Origin of the sequence: Candidatus Methanoliparum sp. LAM-1, from assembly GCF_020885915.1 — an archaeon.
Taxonomy (GTDB): Archaea; Halobacteriota; Methanoliparia; order Methanoliparales; family Methanoliparaceae; genus Methanoliparum; species Methanoliparum thermophilum.
Map to the genome: position 1 here is coordinate 768,611 of NZ_AP025251.1, position 19,658 is coordinate 788,268.

Below are 19,658 nucleotides of genomic sequence, written 5' to 3' on the forward strand. Positions count from 1 at the left end.
CTCATCATCTTTTTGTAGCTCTCTTCTCATTCTTTGAGACTATTTAAAAATTCGCTAATTCGATCCGCCGCATCTATTAAATTTTTTCTAGACGTTGCATAAGATATCCTAATAAAACCTTCTCCACAATCTCCAAAAGCATTCCCTGGAACAACAGCAACTTTTTTCTCTTTTAATAAACGCTCAGAAAACTCTTCTGATCCAAGATAACCGTTTAACGATGGGAAAACGTAAAAAGCTCCTTTAGTTTCTGATAGATTTAATCCCATCTCTTTAAGCCTGCCTACAATAATTCGTCTTCTTCGATTATATTCATCAATCATCTCTTGTTTTGTATTATTTCCATTGGTTATTGCCTCTATAGCCGCCATTTGAGACATTATTGGTGCACAAATAGATGTGTATTGATGGATCTTAACTGCACCCTCTATAATCTCTTTATTAGATGCGATATACCCTACTCTCCACCCTGTCATGGCATAAGCCTTTGAAAAACCATTTAAAAGGATTGTTCTATCCTTCATCCCGTTCAAAGACGAGAAAGATATATGTTTGCCGTTGTAGGTCAAATCTTCGTATATTTCATCACTTATGAGTATTAAATCGTGATTAACAACCACATCTGCGATCTCTTCCATCTGTTTCTTATTAAGTATAGCTCCAGTAGGATTATTAGGATAATTCAATACGATAGCCTTCGTTTTATCGGTAATCTTTTTTTCTATCTCTTCATACGTTGGAACAAAATTATTCTCGATTGATGTTGGTAAAGAGACTGCTACTCCATCAACAAGAATAATACATGGCTTATAAGCGACATAAGATGGTTCTACAACTATGATTTCGTCTCCCGGATCTGTAATAGTCCTTATTGCAAGATCGTATGCCTCGCTTACCCCAGAAGTTATCAGGATTTCATCCTCATAATTATATGAAACCCCGTGTTTGTCGTAGATATACTTAGAAATGGCTTTTCTTAATTCTAACAAACCATAATTAGACGTATAAGAAGTATATCCTTTTTCTATAGCGTATATTGCCGATTCTCTTATCTCCCATGGTGTGATAAAATCGGGTTCACCCACACCTAAAGAGATAACATCTTCTGCTCCAAGTACAAGATCAAAAAATTTTCTTATGCCCGATGACGATATCTTACTAACTCTTTTAGAGATCATAATGATATAGCCAACCTATGATTTTTTTCAGTCTCGAACAATGTCTCTCCATATTCTTTGTACTTTTTCAGAATAAAATGAGTCGTGGTATGATATACCCTATCCAAAGTAGCCAATTTATCAGATACGAAGAAGGCGACATCTTTAATATTATCTCCCTCTACTAAAACAGAGAGATCATATGCACCAGAGACCAGATAAACCTCTTTAACCTGAGGAAAATTGGATATTCTCTTGGCAGTGAGATCATAGCCCTCTCCTCTTACAGGATTCAACTTTAAATCCACTATTGCATAAACTTTCTCCTCTCCAACTTTTTCTAAATCGATAACCGCCTTGAATCGCTTGATTATACCTTTATCCACATACTCTTTGACTTTTTTTTCTATCTCTTCCTCACTTAAACCGGTTATCTCAGTCAATTCCTTATATGAGATTCTTGCATCATCTTCCAAAATTTTAAGTATCTCATCCATTATTAATAACACCTTTTTATGCGTCTGTTTATATTTAAAATTTCCTTCCTTTAACCCTGTTTATATCAAATTTTGCACTATCTGCTATATGCATAACAGCAAAGGTTCCTGCCTGTATAGGATCTGTAACGACCAAATCACAAACCTTTGGAACACTACCTGCCATATTTAAAGAGATGACAGGTATCTCTTCCTCCTTAAGATGTTCCACTTCTTTTGTGATCCTTCCTCCCATTAAACTACCTGCAAGAACTAAAATAGACGAACGATGTGTTCTAGATACTGCATTTACAGCATCTGCTATCGTATCCTCTCCAACTAATGGGATTGTATCGATGCTTATCCTATCTCCACGAATGTTGTGTCTATCTGCCTCGTTTATGGCACCTATTGCTACCTGAGCAACTTGAGCACCACCTCCAATTATTATCACTCTCTTTCCCCATATCTCTTTAAACGTATGGTAAAGACCGACGTAATCTACATTCTTGATCTTCTTTAAAGAAGATACAAGAGCGTCCTTCTCTTCAAACTCTCCTTCTATTTCAAAATGTATCGATGCTTTACCTTTGTTTGGACCTTTATCAATGATGTATTGCTGAGTATACATAATATTCAATCCAAAATCTGCTATCAAAGAAGAAACATCCCTGAGAACACCCGGAACATTGTTACATATCAAAACAATAGCAAATTTATCCATAACAAGATCTCTATCCTTTTTAATACTGCAATATTAAGCCATATTAAATCTTGTTTGCTATAATCCTATATATAAAATTACCTTTAATCAAAAAGATTTTCATCGCTCCCGTATTTATTTATCAACATCCTTTTTAAAACTGCTGATTATATCCTCAATCAGTGTTAAAAACTCTGGAAATATTTTGAAAGTTAGATAAGCCAATATTACTACAACTAGGAACGAATAGATCTTTGCTATCACGTTATGTGCCCAAAAAAAGCTCTCGTGTGCTGTACCTATTATTCCAAATTGAAACAATTGATTACCATATGCGTAAATCGCAAAAGCATTTCTAAAGAGATTTGCTATGTATATTACAGGAATAAATACAAGTGCTATAATTTTTCTTTTCAAAGGAGCGTTTAGACATAAGATAAGACCAGCAAAAAATGCCATACTTTCTATTGCCGTACAGCCTATAACTATAGAGACAGGGAAGCCATTCAAGATAATAGTTGCATCTGTGATGATCTCTCCTGACGCATTAAAAACGGATGATAGTATAAAGAGAGTATGATTGGCAACCATATCTATTAAAAAATCTCTTAGTATCGGGATCTTATAAAAAGGGAATATGATCAGAATGCTTATTGTTACCCATAATGTTATATTCTTCCATGGATATTTTCTATTATCTATAATTATTTTAAAAGCAATAATAAAACTGAAAATCGCTGCTAGTAAAGTTAATAACATATTTACAAAATCGTCTGTATCCAAATAAGCTATAAAAGAAGATAACCAATATATTGAGAGAAAAATCCAGCCAATCGAGGATAGTTTATACCATCTATCAATACCGAGCCTTTCAGCAACCCGTTCGAATATAAGAATTATTAAAAAAATTGCTAGAACGATCCACATAACATTCATTAATAACCTAATAGTTAGATAAATATAGATTTGATAAAGTTTTTGAATATTAAGTTTTTGATATTTATGCATGTCATCATTAAAATTGGCTGTCGATGGAATAGTTCTATATAAAAAAGGTATAGTCTTGATAAAGAGAAAAAACCCACCATTCAAAGGACAATACGCTCTTCCTGGCGGGTTTGTCGAATATGGAGAGACGACAGAATCAGCATTAAAACGAGAGGTAAAAGAAGAGACTGGGCTGGATGCTGATATAATTAAGATTGTTGGGGTATATTCGGATCCTAATAGAGATCCTCGTGGACATATAATCTCTATTTGTTATTTAGCATTTGGTAACGGAGATTTGAAGGCTGATACGGATGCTGAATCGGTCGAATTGTTTCCTATTAAAAATATCCCAAAACTAGCATTCGATCATAATCAGATGATAAATGATGCAATGGAGGATATAAATGAAGTTTTGTCCCAAATGTAAGAGTATTATGCTACCTGTTGATAACAATAAGATGGTATGCAGAAACTGTGGATACGAGATAGATTCGGATAGAGCAGAAACTACGGATAACATGATTATAAAGGAGAAGAAAAAGGATGATAATATCACAATATTAGAAGAGCAGAGTGAAGGAATCCTTCCTGTGATCGAGGTTAAATGTCCAGAGTGTGGTAATAATAAAGCATATTGGTGGCTTAGACAATTAAGAAGCGCCGATGAAAGTGAGGTAAGATTCTTTAGATGTACAAAATGTGGGAAGACATGGAGAGAATATAATTAAAGAACTAAAGATTTAAGATGTGAGATAAAAATGTTACAAATCAAAAAATTTGTAGCTCACAAAATAGGAGGTATTTTGTGATGTTTAAGGCATTAATAAATGGTGATGTAATAAAGAACGCACTTATGGGTGTATCAATACTATCTAACGATGTTAAGATGAATTTCAATGATGAGGGGATATATATCAAAGCCGTAGATGATGCAAACGTATGTATGGTATCTTTAAATTTAAAAAAGGATGATTTTGACTATTTTGATGCATCATCTTCATCAATCGGTCTAAACATTAAAACTGCGTATGATTTACTGAAAGATGCAAAAAAGGGTGAACCAATAGAGATAGAACTTTTAGAAAAAGATAGCAAGATAAAATTTTCTATGGGCAATCTGAGTTATTCCCTCGTGCTTTTGAATATAGATGCTATAAAAAAAGAGCCTAAGACTCCTAAGATAGATCTTCCTGTTGAAGCAGTTATCAATGGAGAAGATTTTAAAAAAGCAGTAAAAGCAGCAGAGAAGATCAGTGATTACATAATCTTCAATGCAGATAACGAAGGATTAAAGATTAGTAGTAAAGGAAATATGCGTGATATGTTTTTATCCATTCCGAAGGAAGAGTTGATGAAGTATTCTATAAAAGAGGGTAATAGTGTTAGATCGATGTTTTCTCTAGAATATGTATCAGAAATCGCTAAAGTATTTACAAATCAAGAAGACGTGGAATTACATATCGGTAACGATTTCCCTATACTGATGAAATCTAATATTGCCAAACATGAAGGATTCATAGAGTATCTATTAGCACCAAGAGTAGAAGAAGGCTATTGAAGGATCTGTGGGTTTTCGAGCAGAACCACGTTCCTGCATCACAAATCGAAGATTCGAAAAGAACCGAAGGTTTTCAAAGTAGCCAGAAGTATGATTTTTTGATATATAAGAAATTCTTCTTGACATTATCGCTACCTTGAATAATAGAATCATGTCCTGGTAAAAGATATTCGATATCCAAATTAGAGACGCTATTTATAGACTCTTTCAATTTTTCGGCATTACCTCCGATTAGATCTACTCTACCAACACCCTGTTTGAATACCAAATCTCCGCAAAGTAATACCTTCTTTTTTGGTATATACAAGGATATACTCTCGGGAGAGTGTCCGGGTGTATGCAATACATCAATCTCTATATCGTTTAATTTTATATTTTTTTCAAATAACTGATCATAATAACTATAATACTGCTTTACCTCCTCATAAACCGCAATTTTCGCCTTAAATTCTTTTGCAAAATCCTCGTTTCCTCCGCTATGATCCGGATGTAGATGCGTATTTATTATATATCTTATGTCATCGATATCTATTTTATCCTGATCCATTTCTTTTATTTTATTTTTCAGGTATGCAGGTGATCCTGGATCGATAATTGCATCTCCTACTACGTAAGTATTACAATCTAAGAACCCTCTTTCGGGATAAATATAAACCTCATCGATCAATCTCATTTTTTCACCTCATAAGAATACTTCTCAAAATATATTAAAAATCCAACATCCTTTATATAAATTTGGTATCTATATAAAACTAACAAATTTCCTAATTTTCAACATATCCAAAGGCAAAGTTTTATGGATAAAATAACGATTAAATGATGATAGAATAGATATGAAACTCTTATTCGAATTATCCGGAGAAGATGAAATACTTTCTAAAGCCGAAGTTTTCTCATCATTTGATGAATATAAGGTTATTTTAGATTTTAAAACTGCCTTAGTTTTAGATTTAAAGCAAGATGAGTATACTACGAAGTATAAAAGAAAGTTTCAGTATCTAGGCTTGACAAAATACGTATCAGAAGTGCTTGCCATAACAGAATTGGACAAAGATGATATAATTAAACAGGCGATAAAGATCAAACTGGACGATGAAGATAAAAACAAAAATCTTTCTTTACGTGTAAGATGCAAAAAAGTGGAAAAATCTGATAAAATCTGTTTAGAGTTAGAGAGAAGAGTTGGAAGGATATTCAAAAATAAGGGGTTTAAAATAAATTTAACAAATCCTGATATTGAGATAAGGATTATACTTTGCAAAAATAAGGCTATAATCGGTAGAAAGATTACTTCGTATGAAGATCTTGAGAAAATATCATACAAAGATTTACCATTTTTTTATCCTGGCATCATCAAACCTAAATATTCCAGAGTCTTTGTAAATCTATGTGCATTAAAAGAGGGGGAGATACTTCTCGATCCAATGTGCGGCACCGGTTCTATGCTTATAGAAGGAATTTTAATGAATTTAAAAGCAATAGGATCTGATATACGGAAAAAGGTAGTAAAAGGTGCCATACAAAATCTTAATTTTGTATCAAATATCGGACGAGTTCTCCAACCAAAATATCATTTTATAGTGGCTGACTCAAGATACTTACCATTTAAAGATAAAACGATAGATGGAGTAGTTGTAGATATGCCTTACGGGCGATCTTCCCCTATCTTCGGAAAGAGTATGAAAGAACTCTATCAGAAATCTTTAGAGGAATTATATAGAGTATCGAGAGGACGGTGTGTCATCGTATCGAGAGACAACATCTCGGATTTAGCAGAGAGTATCGGATTCAAAAGAGTAGGATATTACGAGCAACGGGTACACGGAAGTCTGGTAAGAAAAATTTTGGTCGTCAGTCCCTCTCTATGATCATAGCTATACCCATCCCACCGCCAATACACATGGTAGCCAAGCCTCTTTTAAGGTTTCTCCGTTTCATTTCATGTATTAATGTAACGATGAGCCTCGTTCCTGTACAGCCGATAGGATGGCCTAAAGCTATACCACCGCCGTTTACGTTGGTTTTATCCAGATCTATGCCAAGCTCTTTAATGCATGCTATCGTCTGAGAAGCAAACGCCTCGTTAAGCTCTATCAGATCTATATCGTCGATGGTAAGATTCGCCTTTTCGAGAGCTTTTCTTGTTGCAGGAATCGGCCCAAGACCCATATAGGCAGGATCAACTGCACCGGATGCGTAAGATACTATTCTTGCCATAGGATTAAGGTTTAACTCTTCAGCCTTCTCTTTCAGCATTAAAAGGACGGATGCAGCCGCATCGTTTATCCCTGATGCATTTCCAGCAGTTACTTTTCCATCTTTCTTGAATGCAGGAGGCAATTTTGCCATTAAATCCATACTTGTCTCTCTCGGATGCTCGTCGGTATCGAACAACACAGTCTCTTTTTTCTTTTTTACAGGAACAGGCACTATTTCATCCTTAAATTTACCCTCTTTTGTAGCCTTTAATGCTAATTGGTTACTTCTTAACCCTATCTCGTCTTGTTCCTCCCTTGATATCGAGTACTTTTCGGCTATGTTCTCTGCAGTAACTCCCATATGATAGCCATAGAAGATCTCCCATAAACCGTCATAAACCATAATATCCATTATCTCCCCAAAAGCATTAATATTCATCCTATAACCCCATCTTGCAGATGGTAGAGCATAAGGTGCATAACTCATATTCTCCATTCCTCCTGCAATTATAATCTCTGCATCTCCTGATTTGATTGCCTGGGCTCCGAGAATTATAGATTTTAATCCTGAACCGCATACTTTATTTACTGTATATGTAGGTGTCTCCTTTGGGATACCAGCATAGATCGATGCTTGTCTTGCCGGGTTCTGTCCTTGTCCTGCCTGAAGAACGTTTCCCATTATTACCTCATCGATCGAGATCTCTTTTAATCCTTCATCCCAATCGTAATATTTCTTTTCAACGTCACATAAACCTTTATCAATAGCATTAGGAGCAAAATATGGATTTTTTTCTCCAAATTTTGGTTTGAGACCGGATTTTTTAAGTATTTCTTTTATAACGATAGCACCGAGATTTTTTGCAGGTATATCTTTTAATGATCCGCCAAAATTACCGATAGCCGTCCTAATCCCATCTATTATAACTACTTCATTCGATTTCATTCTTATCATCGAGTGTTATAACATATAATCTGTATATAGTACTTATGTTATCGATTATCATATTTATATTTATTATTTATAGAAAACCTCAGAAGATCCATATATACGATATAAAAAATAGCAGAAAAGGATGAAAATTTCACAAAAGTATTAATAGAATATTCTAATGAGGATATAGAAAGGTTTAAAATAGATGGTGTGATTTAAAAATCTAACGTGAAACGCCGAAGTAAAATTTTTTTGATATCATCTGTAGGGATTAGTATTTTAACAACACTGCTTTTATTATTTTTAACTATTAATGAAGAAACGATACTATCTTTAAAACAGATAAGGTTGGAATACTTATTTTTAACGCTGATAATCCAAATTTTTAATTGGTTCTTATGGGGGTTGCGTATAAAGTTTTTATGTAAATCGGTAGATAAAGAGACAGATCTATCGATTACAGATAGTTTTACTACCGTTCTATCCAGCTTATTTTTTGCAACGATCACCCCTTCAAGTATGGGAGGGGAACCTATCAGAATTTACATGCTAAACAAAAAGGGTTTCTCTATAGGAGACTCTACTGCTGTTATTATAGGAGAACGTATCCTTGATATGATCTTCTTTATATCTGCATTCTTAATTGCTATTTTTTTATTAAAAAATGTAGTTAACCGGGATGTATTGATTGCCGCATTTATCTTCATAGGTTTCATCATTGTTTTAGCATTAATAGCAATTGTCTATGGAATGATCAAACCAAATAGCATTAAAAGATTGATTAATAGGTTTGTAAAATCTGAAAAAATTTTAAATAAAGTAGATAGTGAAGTAACTAATTTTCACGAGGCGTTATGGAAGTTTACTAAAAACGATAGGATAAATATTATTTATGCAGCCCTCCTTACATTTCTTATCAAGATGATCGATTATTTTTTACCTGTGATAATACTTCTCGGTTTGGGTATTGATGTTAAGGATATATTGCTTTTATGTTTTGCAGCACAGGCAATAGTCTATGTAATAACCGCCATACCTATAACGCCAGGCAGCAGTGGAATAACAGAGATCAGTATGGCCTACTTGTATAACATATTCTTAAATTCACCCATCATAGGAGTTTTCGTTCTGATATTCCGCTCACTGACCTATTATTTTACCATGATTATCGGAGCACTAATCAATTTTAAAAATATACATGATTATATAATAAAGGATATTTTATAGTGCTATAGTGATATATCCAGACCGAACTCTTCAGATAACTCTTTATACCTATTTCGTATCGTTACCTCGGTCACGCCAACAACTTCTGAAACTTCTCGCTGTGTCCTTTTATCACCGCAAAGTATCGCAGCTATATAAATAGCGGCAGCCGCAACACCAGTAGGACCTTTCCCACTTGTCAGTTCTTTTTCTTTGGCTTTTTCTAAAATTTCTAATGATTTGGTCTTAACATCCTCAGATAGATTAAGTTCTGAACAAAATCTAAATATATAAGATGCTGGCGAAACCGGCGGCAACTGCAAAGACAACTCTCGTACTAAGAATCTGTATGTTCTGCCAATCTCTTTTTTAGATACTCTTGATACGGATGTTATCTCATTTAATGTTCTAGGCACACCACACTGTCTACATGCTGCATACAAGGCTGCAGATGTAACTCCTTCAATACTCCTTCCTCTTATCAAGTTTTTATCCACAGCTTGTCTATAGATCAACGCTGATGTCTCTCTTATATTCCTTGACAAGTTTAATACAGATGCCATTCTATCAAGCTCTGATAATGCAAAAGCAAGGTTTCTTTCGGTTGCATCATTAACTCTAATCCTTCTTTGCCATTTTCGTAACCTATATAACTGTGTTTTGTTTTTCGACGAGATCCTTTTACCATAAGAATCCTTGTCCACCCAATCGATTATTGTACTCAGACCTTTATCATGAATTGTGTAAGTTGCTGGAGGACCCGCACGGCTTTTCTCCATTCTTTGATCGTTATCGAATGCTCTCCATTCGGGACCTTGATCAATTATATAATCTTCTATTACAAAACCACACTTTTCACAGAACAATTCGGCACGTTTATAGTCTTGAATAAGCCTTTTATTTCCACATTTAGGACATTCTGCAATTATCTCTTCAAATTTTTCTTTTACTTCATTCTCTTTTACTAAGTAATCATTTTTTTCTATATCCAACTCATCTATCCTCTCTTTTTCTCTCAATTTTTCCTCCTTTATCAAACCATATTTGATAAAATATTTACCCTACCCTGATTATAACTTATTAAGAAAAACAAAAATTTTAATTACAGTAAGTGTGTTTTCGCTAACTTTATATAAGTGATATTTTTACTATATAAAACTTTTGATTTCTGAAATAGAAACTGCCAAATTAAACCTTTTGCACAATTAACCTTTTAAGATCATGACGAATGATCTACGATAGATAAAAAAGTTTAATATTTGGCTATAACAATAGCGGATAGATACGGGGATTCTGATGGTATCTTCTGGATAAAGATTTGGTATCTGGCTTATATTGTCATATATAATTCATAAAAGTCTTTATCTCTACAGTATTTATAAGATAATAAAATATCAAAATACGATAAAACAGATATATTAATTGAATTTATAAAAAAAGGGGAGCTCTTAGATGAAAGTTAAAATGAAATTAGAACTAAAGGACGAACCTGGAACATTAATCAAAGCCCTTCTACCGATTAGTAAATATGGTGGAAATATCGTATATGTAGTACATGATAGGGAGAAAAAACTGCCTAATGGAAATATTACAGTTCAGATTAGCATAGAAGCCAATAAAGACCAAGTTAGAGAGATTAAAAATGCTCTTGAAGATGAAGACATTGGTATACTAAGCATAGATGAAGTAAAACTGATAGAAGATCTGGCATTTATCATGATTGGGCATATTGTGGATACTGATATCAAAGATACCATAGATAGGGTTGATAATACCGGATTTGCTGAAGTAATCGATCTCAATCTTAAGATGCCTAACATAAAGAAAGAGAGCTCTGCGAGGATTATTATAAGAGCTACAGGTAAAGAAGAGATGAAAAAATGTGTAGATCTGATTAATAAGATAGCAAATGAGAAAGATTTCGTTTTAATCTATCCTTTGATGCTGGAGACGCAAAATGAAAGAGATTAAGATATCTATAATTGGATTTGGATCGATAGGTAAGGGATTAGTAAGAGAGATCATCGAAAAGAGAGATTTTTTATTACGAAAAGGATATGATTTAAAAGTAGTTGCAATAGCAGATAAAAATAGCTCTGAAATAGATATCAATGGGTTAGATTTAGCAAATGTTTTGAAAAAAGAAGAGTATTCTTATAATAAAACTGCATTAGATATAATCTATGAAGTAAAACAAGATATAATGGTAGAATGCACTCCTTCTAACATAATAGACGGAAATCCTGGATTATCTCATATCTTAGCTGCATTAAATTCTAGAATAAATGTTGTAACATCCAACAAAGGCCCTTTTGTAGTAGCATATGATAAAATAATAGAGAGTGCAGATAAGAACAATGTATCTATTGGATATGAAGCAACCGTTGGTGGTGCTATACCTATTATAAATCTGATTAAATCTAACATACGGGCAGATAAAATACTCTCAATAAAGGGAATATTGAACGGAACTTGTAACTATATATTGACAAGGATGCAGAAAGAGATGCTTGATTACGAAGAGGCATTATTCGAGGCTAAAGAACTAGGTATCGCTGAAACGGATGAAAGTTACGATGTTAAAGGTATAGATACCGCTTCAAAACTGGTTATATTGGCAAACTCTCTGATGAAAATGAATGTAAAATATACTGACGTCAAGGTAGAAGGTATAACAAGGATTACCAGAGAAGCGTTGGAGTTGGCAGAAGAGATCGACTGTACAATCAAATTAATAGGAGAGGTAAATAAAGAAGAGCGATTATTAAGAGTGGCTCCCAGATTGGTACCTTTTAATCATCCTCTCTCGGTAGGAGGTACACTCAATGTGATAATGTTAAATACAGATATAGCAGGAGAGATAACCATTACTGGAAGAGGTGCCGGTCCTAAAGAGACATCGAGTGCTATATTGAGCGATATTATTAATATTGCAGACGAGAGACTCTAAAAAGATTGCAATCTTTTGGTTTTCAAAGAAGGTTTTTACCTGAAAGGGTATTTTTTAATATTATTATCAAATCTTACAAGTGGTTTTGAAAGATGACGCCTGGCTAAAGGAGGTACCTCGTAAAATCCTTCTTCTATACCTCTATCTATTTTTTCTACAACTCGATCTTCTTTATGCGTTTTACATTTTTTGCATTTAAAACCTTGATTCTTTCCTAAAGAATCCATTCTTTTTCCGCAAAAAGGACAGATAGGATTCCTATGTATTGTATTGTTCAATCTTTTTAGATTTATCTTCTCGATATTTAACGTATCATCTTTAAATCCCCCATATATCTCGACTACGTCACCAATTTTAAGTATTCTAATTATCTTTCTGAATTGTTTGGTTGGTTCAAAAGCAGCACATTTTACGCTTTTTTTTCCATCTGTTATCTCAAAAAAGACATGTCCTCCTTTTATATCATAGGGAGCCTCCGATATTATACCATAAACGATATAAGATCCATACTCTTTCAGTTTATTGATGCTCTCTCTATTTAAATGCATATCAGTTCCTTGGTTCGTTATAAAAAGGTTTTTTGATCTTATACGCTCGCTAATGATCAAATCTGATGCTTTAATTATCGCATAAGGATCATCTCCTCGTATACCATATAAGACTGGATCTTTTCCTGCAGGGGAAAAGACTATCTTATTATTGAAACGATCCACGGTATCCCATGTTTTTGGATAAGTAACTTCATCGGCATAAAAGACGGATTGCTTATCTATTCTTCTTTTTTTATCTAAATTCGAACTTAATCGATATGCAATAAGTTCATACGTATGATCCATCTTATCCAAGTTTAAGCTCAATCCTATAGCGGATAATGCTCCTATCAGACCTCTACCGTTTTTATATTCAAAATAATCAAGATTATGCTCTTCAATGATCTTTTTTGCCTCGTCTATCCCTATAATTCTATGCAATGCAGACTTGGAAAAGTCTGTGATATCTTTTATAGCATCTTTTTTAAGATCGTCTATAAATACAATGCCCGGGTTTGTCTTTGGATCAGAAAATATGGCTAATTCTTCGACACACTCTTTCACAACATATTTGATATCTTTTATTATAGATCTTCTATTCTTTCCTTTCTCTTCTAACAAGGATAATCTTAAACATATTGCCCCATTTCCCCTAGTCTTAAAAGGGATATTCGGGTTTAGCCTAATGAGATATGATTTATCGACTATATCACCAAACCCATAATATACAAACCTCTCTTTTAAAATAGGGACAAGATATGTGGTGCACATACCTTTATCAGCAGAGTCTGTATCATCTATTCCTACGAAAAGAATCATTCTTATCAATTTCTTATTTTTTCATAATTCCTTTTATAACAACAATCCGCTCAAAAAATATTCTCTTCTCTCTAACAATCTCTGTATAAAATCCTTTAGATTTTGCAAAATCCATTATATCCTCAATCCCAGTCAACGAAGAGATAACGATTAAAAATCTTCCTTCATTGGATAAATACTTATCAATACTGTCTAAAAACTCTTTTATGATCTCTTGTCCTGTAGGTCCCCCAATCAATGCCAGATTAAACCATTTATCTTCTTCATTATACGCATCATCAGGTAGATACGGAGGATTAAACAAGACTAAATCGAATTTACCTCTTATTCCATCGAATAAATAGGTTCTAATTACGTTTATTTCTTTTTTCTTAGCAACCCTAGTTGCAAACGGGTTAATATCGGTAGCAACTAAGCATTTTGCTTTTTTCAATAATGCTTCTGCTATTACACCACATCCGGTACCGATCTCTAATACTATATCCGTCTTTTTAACCTCATCCAACGCTGCATCTAACAATATAAACGTATCATCGTTAGGTTTGTAGATATAGCCGTCCTCTTCTTTCATATCGTTAGATTATTAATATTAATCTCCATTCCGATTGTTGGATGATCCAGTTGAAAATTCCAGATTACTTCAGGATGGAACTCGCCGAAGACTCCAATTTTTTTGTTTTTGTAGAATATATCGCCTCTTCTACCATTCAAGAATGCAGGATCGTTAGACTCTTTTAGATCTACATCTATACCTATCTCTCTGAATAATGCATCGAGATATGACCGTATCTCGGCAAATTCTGCATTGGAATGCATGGATACGAAAGCCAAATTTTGGAGAGTCTTTTCATCTAAAACTATATCCCCGATCTCGAATATCTTTTGGGGTAATTCTCTGTGTTTATTATATGATAAAAACTCCATCAAGTTGGGAAGAAGAGACCCTCTTAACATAGTATGCTCGGTGCTTATGGGATTCTTCAGCACGATATAACCGGGTATCTCTTCTCGTCTCATTAAAGAGAACTCTTTGTCTCTGTTAGTAAGCGTAAAAGTCATAACTTCAAAAAATCCCAACCCAACCATAACATCGCTTAATTTTCTTGATAAAATCTCTATATCGTCCGATTTGCCTATAGAAAATGTTATTGGAAATTCTGATTTAATATTATCGTATCCGTATCCTATCGCTGCATCTTCTATTACATCCCTACTATGAAGGATATCCGTTCTGTACGGTGGAATTTTAACATGAACCATCTTATCTTTGATTTCTGCATCATACCGCAATCTCTTTAACGATTTTATTATCGTTGATTCTGTAAAATCTACACCAATCAACGAACGAAACTCTTCTATGTTTATATTTATCTCCTTATATGACATATCAGGAGACTTTATATTTTTTCCCTCTCTTTTTATGCATACCGAGTATAAATTACATCCCCTTTCATAAATAGCTGATAATACTATATTCAATGCTTTGAATACTATTGGATCGGTTCCAGTAACATCTATAAACAAATTTTTTGTATCTTCTGATACTCTTGTCAATTCTGCATTTATTATTGGTGGAAAAGATAGTACGTTATCGTTTGAATCCAATATTACAGGATATAAAGAAAAATTTTCAAAAATGCTACCATATTTTATACCTTTAGGATGCCGAGATAAGACCTCTTGCATACTCATCTCCTCGTCAAAATCCAACGGGATAAAACTGAAAGAGGGGGATACTGCCGTATATGTAAATGGCGGGGATACCTTGGACAAGTCATGGAGTCCTATTGCTAATTTCTTTCTATTTCTACCCAACCCTTTATGCAGATGCTCCTGAAGATTCATGATAGATTTTATAGACGATTCGGTAAAAAGAACGTCTTTAACGATGGCAACCGCGATATATGGCCGTATAGGTATCACTTTATCATCTACATTCAGCTCTACATCCGAATCATAGAGTCTATAATACTTTGCTCCCTCTTCGATAGAGAGAAACCCCTTGATAGCTCTTGCAACACCCTCTACAGAGTACAAATCAGGCCTATTTGGAAAAAATTCCACATCAAGCCGGTCTTCTTCTATTCTTTCTATATCTGCTCCTAGAAACGGAATCTTCTCTATGATTAGCTCTCTAGGGACCCCAACTAACCTTTCTAAATCTTCATAAGGTAAAGATACAACAGGCATTCAAAAATCTCCTTTGCAGAAACCTTGGTTTTGCTATACAAATGGGCTTTTTTCTTAACCAATCTATGTCGGATCTATAAAGTTCTCTTATATCGTTCAGGCCAAGCATCAACATTGCAAGCCTGCTAACTCCGATACCCCATGCGAGGACTGGATATTTTATACCGAATGGTTCAGTAACCTCCTGTCTGAAAATTCCAGCACCGCCTATTTCTATCCAGCCTAATCCTTCTACATATATCTCAGGCTCGACCGATGGTTCTGTGTATGGAAAATAACCTGGCCGAAATCGTATCTTCTCGAATCCCAACGCTCTATAAAATTGGTTGAGATAACCTAAAAGGTGCTTGAACGATAGATCTTTATCCATAATCACACCCTCTAACTGCTCAAATTCAGGTAGATGCGTCGGGTCTATACTCTCTCTTCTATATACCCTGCCAATACAAAAAGCTTTTACAGGCGGATCAGGATGGTCTGCAAGATATTTTATCGATAACGACGTAGTATGGGTTCTTAGGACGTTTTTTCGTGCTAACTTCTCATCCCAACTGCCACCCCAACCTTTGATATGCATATCCCTTATTCTATCAACATACTCCTTTGGAAGTTTTGACTCAGAATTTAGATAGAATGTATCTTGCATATCTCTTGCCGGGTGGTCTTGTGGTTGGAACAACGCGTCAAAATTCCAAAAAGATGACTGAATAATCTCTCCTCTTATCTCTACAAACCCCATTTGGAGAGATATCTCCCTTATCTCATCAATTATTCGTTTATACGGATGTTTCTTTGCAGGATAGACTTCTTTAGATGGTATATCTATATCGTATCTTCTAAACTTCCTGCCGATCCATTCTTTATTGCGTATTATCTGTGGTGTAATCTTAGTTATCTCGTCATAATCTTCAATTTTAGCATCTTTTGCAACTTTTTTACCAAGATCGGTCAATTTGATAACTATATAGCTATCTTCACGAACAGTTAGAAGGTTCCTTCTTTTAAGCTGGTTTAAAGAATCTTTATGCTCTTCTTTATCGATAAGACAAGAGTCTTTTTTATCAGATAACTCCTTAAGCAATCGTTCATCATCACCTAATGGAGCATCTAATGCTATTACATACTCATCATCTAGTTTAGCCCATTTTTTTCTCTTTAACCAACCAATACCTATATCTATAAATTCTGGGAACTTCTCTTTCAGGAGAGAGAGGGGGACCTTTCCTCCGTTCGATTGTATAAAATCAAATATTTTTCTCTCTGGAAGACCGCTGGTTGCATAATCCAGACCTTCCTCCGTAAGACAATACTTCTCTTCAGTATGCTCTTCTATCACGACAAGCCCTTTTTTCTCTAAGAAAAACGCCGATTGTATGACTGTTTCTACCTTCATATTTGAATCTTTAGCTATATCATCTGGCTTGGTCTTACCTGAAAGCAAGCTTTTTAATACTTTAACCTCGTTGAACGTCAAATCTTGATTGGGCATTATCTTAACCTCTCAATATATGATTCTACGGTATCTTCTACTGCCTTTCTCTTCTCTTGATGATCTCTTAAAAACTCTTCCATCAATATAGATGCCGCTTTTTTACACTCACCACACACTCTTTCTCCGCTCTTACACTCTTCTTTTATTCTTTCTACCTCTTGATCATCCTCAATTAAATGAAAATACAACAATTCGTAGACTGAACAATTCTCGGGACTACCACCCATCTTTCTTTGTTCATCTAAACTGATTCTTCCACCAGTTTTTGCTTTTTCAACCTTTTTTGCACCATCTTCCGGTTTATCTAGCAGAGATATATAACTATCTGGATTACTGCTTGACATTTTGCCACCCGTCAATCCTGATATTAATAGATGATATATAGAAGATGGATTATAAAATCCAAAATATCCGTAATCCATCTCTATTTGTCTGACGATTTTCTCAACCTCATTTAAATCTTCGTCTTTTAAACCGAATATATCTATATGTTTTTGATACATCTTAGGTCTTCCATATCCTCTTATTCTCTTATAAAGCTCATTAAACAGATCGTCATCGGCCGTTTTATTTCTTATACGAATATATCCGTCGTGCAATTCCACTTTAAACCTCCTTAATTTACCAGCAATATCTCGTACAAGCCTTATATGGGGATCTTGATCAAATCCGACTGGTACCACCACAGGTTTTGCTCCGCCGAACTCTTTAAGTTGTGGCAAGAGGATATCTGCCGATTGAGCAAGAACGCTTGACATATGTGAGATAGAGGTATCTCCTGAAAATCCATATATTGCACTCAATGTAGAAAAATTGGTAACAATACCTATCTCGAACATCAGATCTCTTAATCTAAAATTTTCTGATTGAAAATAAATATGAGCATTTTCTGGCTTTAAGCCGAGCGCGATAATGCTTGTAATATATTCTTTTATTCCTATCTCTCTACATTTCTCTAATGGAATTCCTCTAACAGCATGTGCCTCCATATCTGCAATAGACACAAAAGCATCTCCTCCCATCTCTTGGTGCCATATTATCTCATCCATCACCATTTTATTACCTATATGTGCCGCACCAGATGGCATAAACCCGCTCATCACGGCAAACCTATCGTGTTTATGAATAGCATTTAGAACTTTATCGTAATCCCGATGTCCTAAAATTATTCTTCTTCTGACAAACCTATGTTTTACCGGTATCTCTTCTAATAATGGATCTATCTTTTCCATTCCAAATTCCTTAAATATCTTAGAGATATCTATCCGTTTTGTCGTCCACGGATCTATTCTTTCCATTTTTTCCTCTCTTTTAAAATTTTTTATTATTTATTAATTTTTATCGATATTCTATCTCATAAGCTTCCTGTTCTACCTTATTCTTTTCTATTTTTAATTTATTAATAAATCGTTCTCTTGAAACCTTAGTCGAATAATACGTTCCTAAAACAGCAATTATAACACCACCTGCCAGATCTACTATCAAATCCCACATAGTATCTGCAAGACTTGGTTGAGTATTAGTCATAAAGAACATATCGGATAAAAATTCTCCTATTTCCCAAAATACGCCCATCGTCACGGTGAAAATTACTACAAAGAATGCAAGAAAGTACTTATTCTCAATCTTTATCGAATCTACATAATGATCGATAATGATTACAGAGATAAATCCAAAGATTGCAACGGCCATAGACGAGATAAGATGCGCAAATTTATCGTAAAAAGGATAAAAAATGTCATACCATTCTCTAATAGTACCTCCCATATGTAAGAGAAGAGGTAAAAGTATCAAAAAGCTTAATTCCCATGGAAGGCTGATTTTATAGCTCTTTTTTAATATTAAAGGTAGTATTGTTAAAAAAAATCCAAAAATTCCCCAAAAACCCCATAAATAATCTTTATTCAAAAAAGATGATATTATATATAACAAGATAGATATCTGAATAAGATAAGATGGGATTTGTCTAACGATGGACTTAATCTTATCTCTTTTATTACTAGCCATGATCTTCCTCTATAATAATTACTCTTTTAAATTATAGTTATTAAAGTTTAACCAATTGGTATAATAAATCAATAAAATGGTGTATATGTCTTCTTAATATTTTATTCTGGATAACTTTCTACTTTCGACATAGATAAAAAGTTTAATATTTGGCTATAAAATTATAATATTAAGTATATGAAATGGGTTGTTGCAGGATTTTTATTGATAATGTTGGGTATATTGATCCTTTTTGGAGGATTTTTTTACTTGATATACAAATCTAACTATGAGAAAGAGGTAAGAACGGGAGGTATCATAATGATAGGACCGTTTCCTATTATCTTCGGATCTTATACGGATTCTTTAAAATTTGTATCCATATTGGCAATAATCTTGATGGTTATATCTTTCATATTTATGATTTGGAGATAATACAAAATTTTAAATGATCATAGTGCTTTAATAA

Annotated in this window: 21 protein-coding genes; 8 read left to right on the top strand and 13 right to left on the bottom strand. The window is 34.1% G+C overall.

The window, feature by feature from the left end; translation table 11 throughout:
* Window positions 1-26 precede the first annotated feature (26 nt).
* From LPC15_RS04215 to artA, 4 genes are all read right to left on the bottom strand, one after another.
* Window positions 27-1,178 (bottom strand): pyridoxal phosphate-dependent aminotransferase, encoded by a 1,152-nt coding sequence (locus LPC15_RS04215; protein ID WP_229234133.1) that lies wholly within the window; start codon window positions 1,176-1,178, stop codon window positions 27-29.
* Window positions 1,175-1,654 (bottom strand): Lrp/AsnC family transcriptional regulator, encoded by a 480-nt coding sequence (locus LPC15_RS04220; RefSeq protein ID WP_229234134.1) that lies wholly within the window; start codon window positions 1,652-1,654, stop codon window positions 1,175-1,177. The genes LPC15_RS04215 and LPC15_RS04220 overlap by 4 nt, the downstream gene beginning before the upstream one ends.
* Window positions 1,655-1,688: 34 nt before the next feature.
* Window positions 1,689-2,357: a DUF5612 domain-containing protein gene (locus LPC15_RS04225; RefSeq protein ID WP_229234135.1), complete on the bottom strand. Its 669-nt coding sequence runs from the start codon at window positions 2,355-2,357 to the stop codon at window positions 1,689-1,691.
* Between the two features lie 114 nt (window positions 2,358-2,471).
* Window positions 2,472-3,272: an archaeosortase A gene (gene artA, locus LPC15_RS04230; RefSeq protein ID WP_229234136.1), complete on the bottom strand. Its 801-nt coding sequence runs from the start codon at window positions 3,270-3,272 to the stop codon at window positions 2,472-2,474.
* Window positions 3,273-3,342: 70 nt separating this feature from the next.
* Between artA and LPC15_RS04235 the strand changes: the two genes are divergently transcribed.
* The 3 genes from LPC15_RS04235 (at window position 3,343) to LPC15_RS04245 (ending at window position 4,884) form a co-directional block, all read left to right on the top strand.
* The gene (locus tag LPC15_RS04235) at window positions 3,343-3,753 is read left to right on the top strand and encodes an NUDIX domain-containing protein (protein ID WP_229234137.1); all 411 of its coding nucleotides are present in this window, start codon (window positions 3,343-3,345) and stop codon (window positions 3,751-3,753) included.
* Complete coding sequence (locus tag LPC15_RS04240) at window positions 3,731-4,054, top strand: transcription factor S (protein ID WP_229234138.1); 324 nt, start codon at window positions 3,731-3,733, stop codon at window positions 4,052-4,054. Before LPC15_RS04235 ends, LPC15_RS04240 begins: the two co-directional genes overlap by 23 nt.
* 80 nt (window positions 4,055-4,134) lie before the next feature.
* On the top strand, window positions 4,135-4,884 hold the full coding sequence (locus LPC15_RS04245; RefSeq protein ID WP_229234139.1) for a DNA polymerase sliding clamp: 750 nt from the start codon (window positions 4,135-4,137) through the stop codon (window positions 4,882-4,884).
* Window positions 4,885-4,957: 73 nt separating this feature from the next.
* Here LPC15_RS04245 and LPC15_RS04250 read toward each other — a convergent pair whose 3' ends face one another.
* On the bottom strand, window positions 4,958-5,557 hold the full coding sequence (locus LPC15_RS04250) for an MBL fold metallo-hydrolase (RefSeq protein ID WP_229234140.1): 600 nt from the start codon (window positions 5,555-5,557) through the stop codon (window positions 4,958-4,960).
* Window positions 5,558-5,717: 160 nt separating this feature from the next.
* On the opposite strand from LPC15_RS04250, the gene LPC15_RS04255 reads away from it, so the two are divergent.
* Entirely contained in the window at window positions 5,718-6,752 is a 1,035-nt protein-coding gene (locus tag LPC15_RS04255) for a THUMP domain-containing protein (RefSeq protein WP_229234141.1), read from the top strand.
* Here LPC15_RS04255 and LPC15_RS04260 read toward each other — a convergent pair.
* The gene (locus tag LPC15_RS04260) at window positions 6,736-8,028 is read right to left on the bottom strand and encodes an acetyl-CoA C-acetyltransferase (protein WP_229234142.1); all 1,293 of its coding nucleotides are present in this window, start codon (window positions 8,026-8,028) and stop codon (window positions 6,736-6,738) included. The genes LPC15_RS04255 and LPC15_RS04260 overlap by 17 nt on opposite strands.
* A 216-nt stretch (window positions 8,029-8,244) precedes the next feature.
* On the opposite strand from LPC15_RS04260, the gene LPC15_RS04265 reads away from it, so the two are divergent.
* Window positions 8,245-9,243, top strand: a complete 999-nt coding sequence (locus tag LPC15_RS04265; protein WP_229234143.1) for a lysylphosphatidylglycerol synthase transmembrane domain-containing protein — start codon at window positions 8,245-8,247, stop codon at window positions 9,241-9,243.
* Window positions 9,244-9,245: 2 nt separating this feature from the next.
* Here the strand turns inward: LPC15_RS04265 and LPC15_RS04270 are convergent, their stop codons facing one another.
* The gene (locus tag LPC15_RS04270) at window positions 9,246-10,259 is read right to left on the bottom strand and encodes a transcription initiation factor IIB (protein WP_420709464.1); all 1,014 of its coding nucleotides are present in this window, start codon (window positions 10,257-10,259) and stop codon (window positions 9,246-9,248) included.
* Between the two features lie 415 nt (window positions 10,260-10,674).
* Between LPC15_RS04270 and LPC15_RS04275 the strand changes: the two genes are divergently transcribed.
* Window positions 10,675-11,193, top strand: coding sequence for a hypothetical protein (locus LPC15_RS04275; protein ID WP_229234145.1), 519 nt, complete (start codon window positions 10,675-10,677; stop codon window positions 11,191-11,193).
* Window positions 11,180-12,172 carry a homoserine dehydrogenase gene (locus tag LPC15_RS04280; RefSeq protein WP_229234146.1) on the top strand — a complete coding sequence of 331 codons (993 nt, stop codon included), beginning with the start codon at window positions 11,180-11,182 and terminating at the stop codon, window positions 12,170-12,172. Before LPC15_RS04275 ends, LPC15_RS04280 begins: the two co-directional genes overlap by 14 nt.
* Window positions 12,173-12,207: 35 nt before the next feature.
* Here the strand turns inward: LPC15_RS04280 and LPC15_RS04285 are convergent, their stop codons facing one another.
* The 6 genes from LPC15_RS04285 to LPC15_RS04310 are packed head-to-tail and all read right to left on the bottom strand — an operon-like array spanning window position 12,208 to window position 19,210.
* Complete coding sequence (locus LPC15_RS04285) at window positions 12,208-13,521, bottom strand: tRNA(Ile)(2)-agmatinylcytidine synthase (RefSeq protein WP_229234147.1); 1,314 nt, start codon at window positions 13,519-13,521, stop codon at window positions 12,208-12,210.
* 13 nt (window positions 13,522-13,534) lie between these two features.
* Window positions 13,535-14,092 carry a HemK2/MTQ2 family protein methyltransferase gene (locus tag LPC15_RS04290; protein WP_229234148.1) on the bottom strand — a complete coding sequence of 186 codons (558 nt, stop codon included), beginning with the start codon at window positions 14,090-14,092 and terminating at the stop codon, window positions 13,535-13,537.
* Window positions 14,089-15,711 carry a phenylalanine--tRNA ligase subunit beta gene (gene pheT / locus LPC15_RS04295; RefSeq protein WP_229234149.1) on the bottom strand — a complete coding sequence of 541 codons (1,623 nt, stop codon included), beginning with the start codon at window positions 15,709-15,711 and terminating at the stop codon, window positions 14,089-14,091. Before pheT ends, LPC15_RS04290 begins: the two co-directional genes overlap by 4 nt.
* Window positions 15,686-17,200, bottom strand: a complete 1,515-nt coding sequence (locus LPC15_RS04300; protein WP_229234150.1) for a phenylalanine--tRNA ligase subunit alpha — start codon at window positions 17,198-17,200, stop codon at window positions 15,686-15,688. The genes pheT and LPC15_RS04300 overlap by 26 nt, the downstream gene beginning before the upstream one ends.
* Window positions 17,200-18,501 carry a tryptophan--tRNA ligase gene (locus tag LPC15_RS04305; protein ID WP_229234151.1) on the bottom strand — a complete coding sequence of 434 codons (1,302 nt, stop codon included), beginning with the start codon at window positions 18,499-18,501 and terminating at the stop codon, window positions 17,200-17,202. The genes LPC15_RS04300 and LPC15_RS04305 overlap by 1 nt, the downstream gene beginning before the upstream one ends.
* Before the next feature lie 40 nt (window positions 18,502-18,541).
* A complete protein-coding gene (locus tag LPC15_RS04310; RefSeq protein WP_229234152.1) occupies window positions 18,542-19,210 on the bottom strand; it encodes a hypothetical protein in 669 nt (222 codons plus the stop codon).
* A gap of 177 nt (window positions 19,211-19,387) precedes the next feature.
* Here LPC15_RS04310 and LPC15_RS04315 point away from each other — a divergent pair, with 177 nt between their 5' ends.
* The gene (locus LPC15_RS04315) at window positions 19,388-19,624 is read left to right on the top strand and encodes a TIGR00304 family membrane protein (protein WP_229234153.1); all 237 of its coding nucleotides are present in this window, start codon (window positions 19,388-19,390) and stop codon (window positions 19,622-19,624) included.
* Window positions 19,625-19,658: the final 34 nt, after the last annotated feature.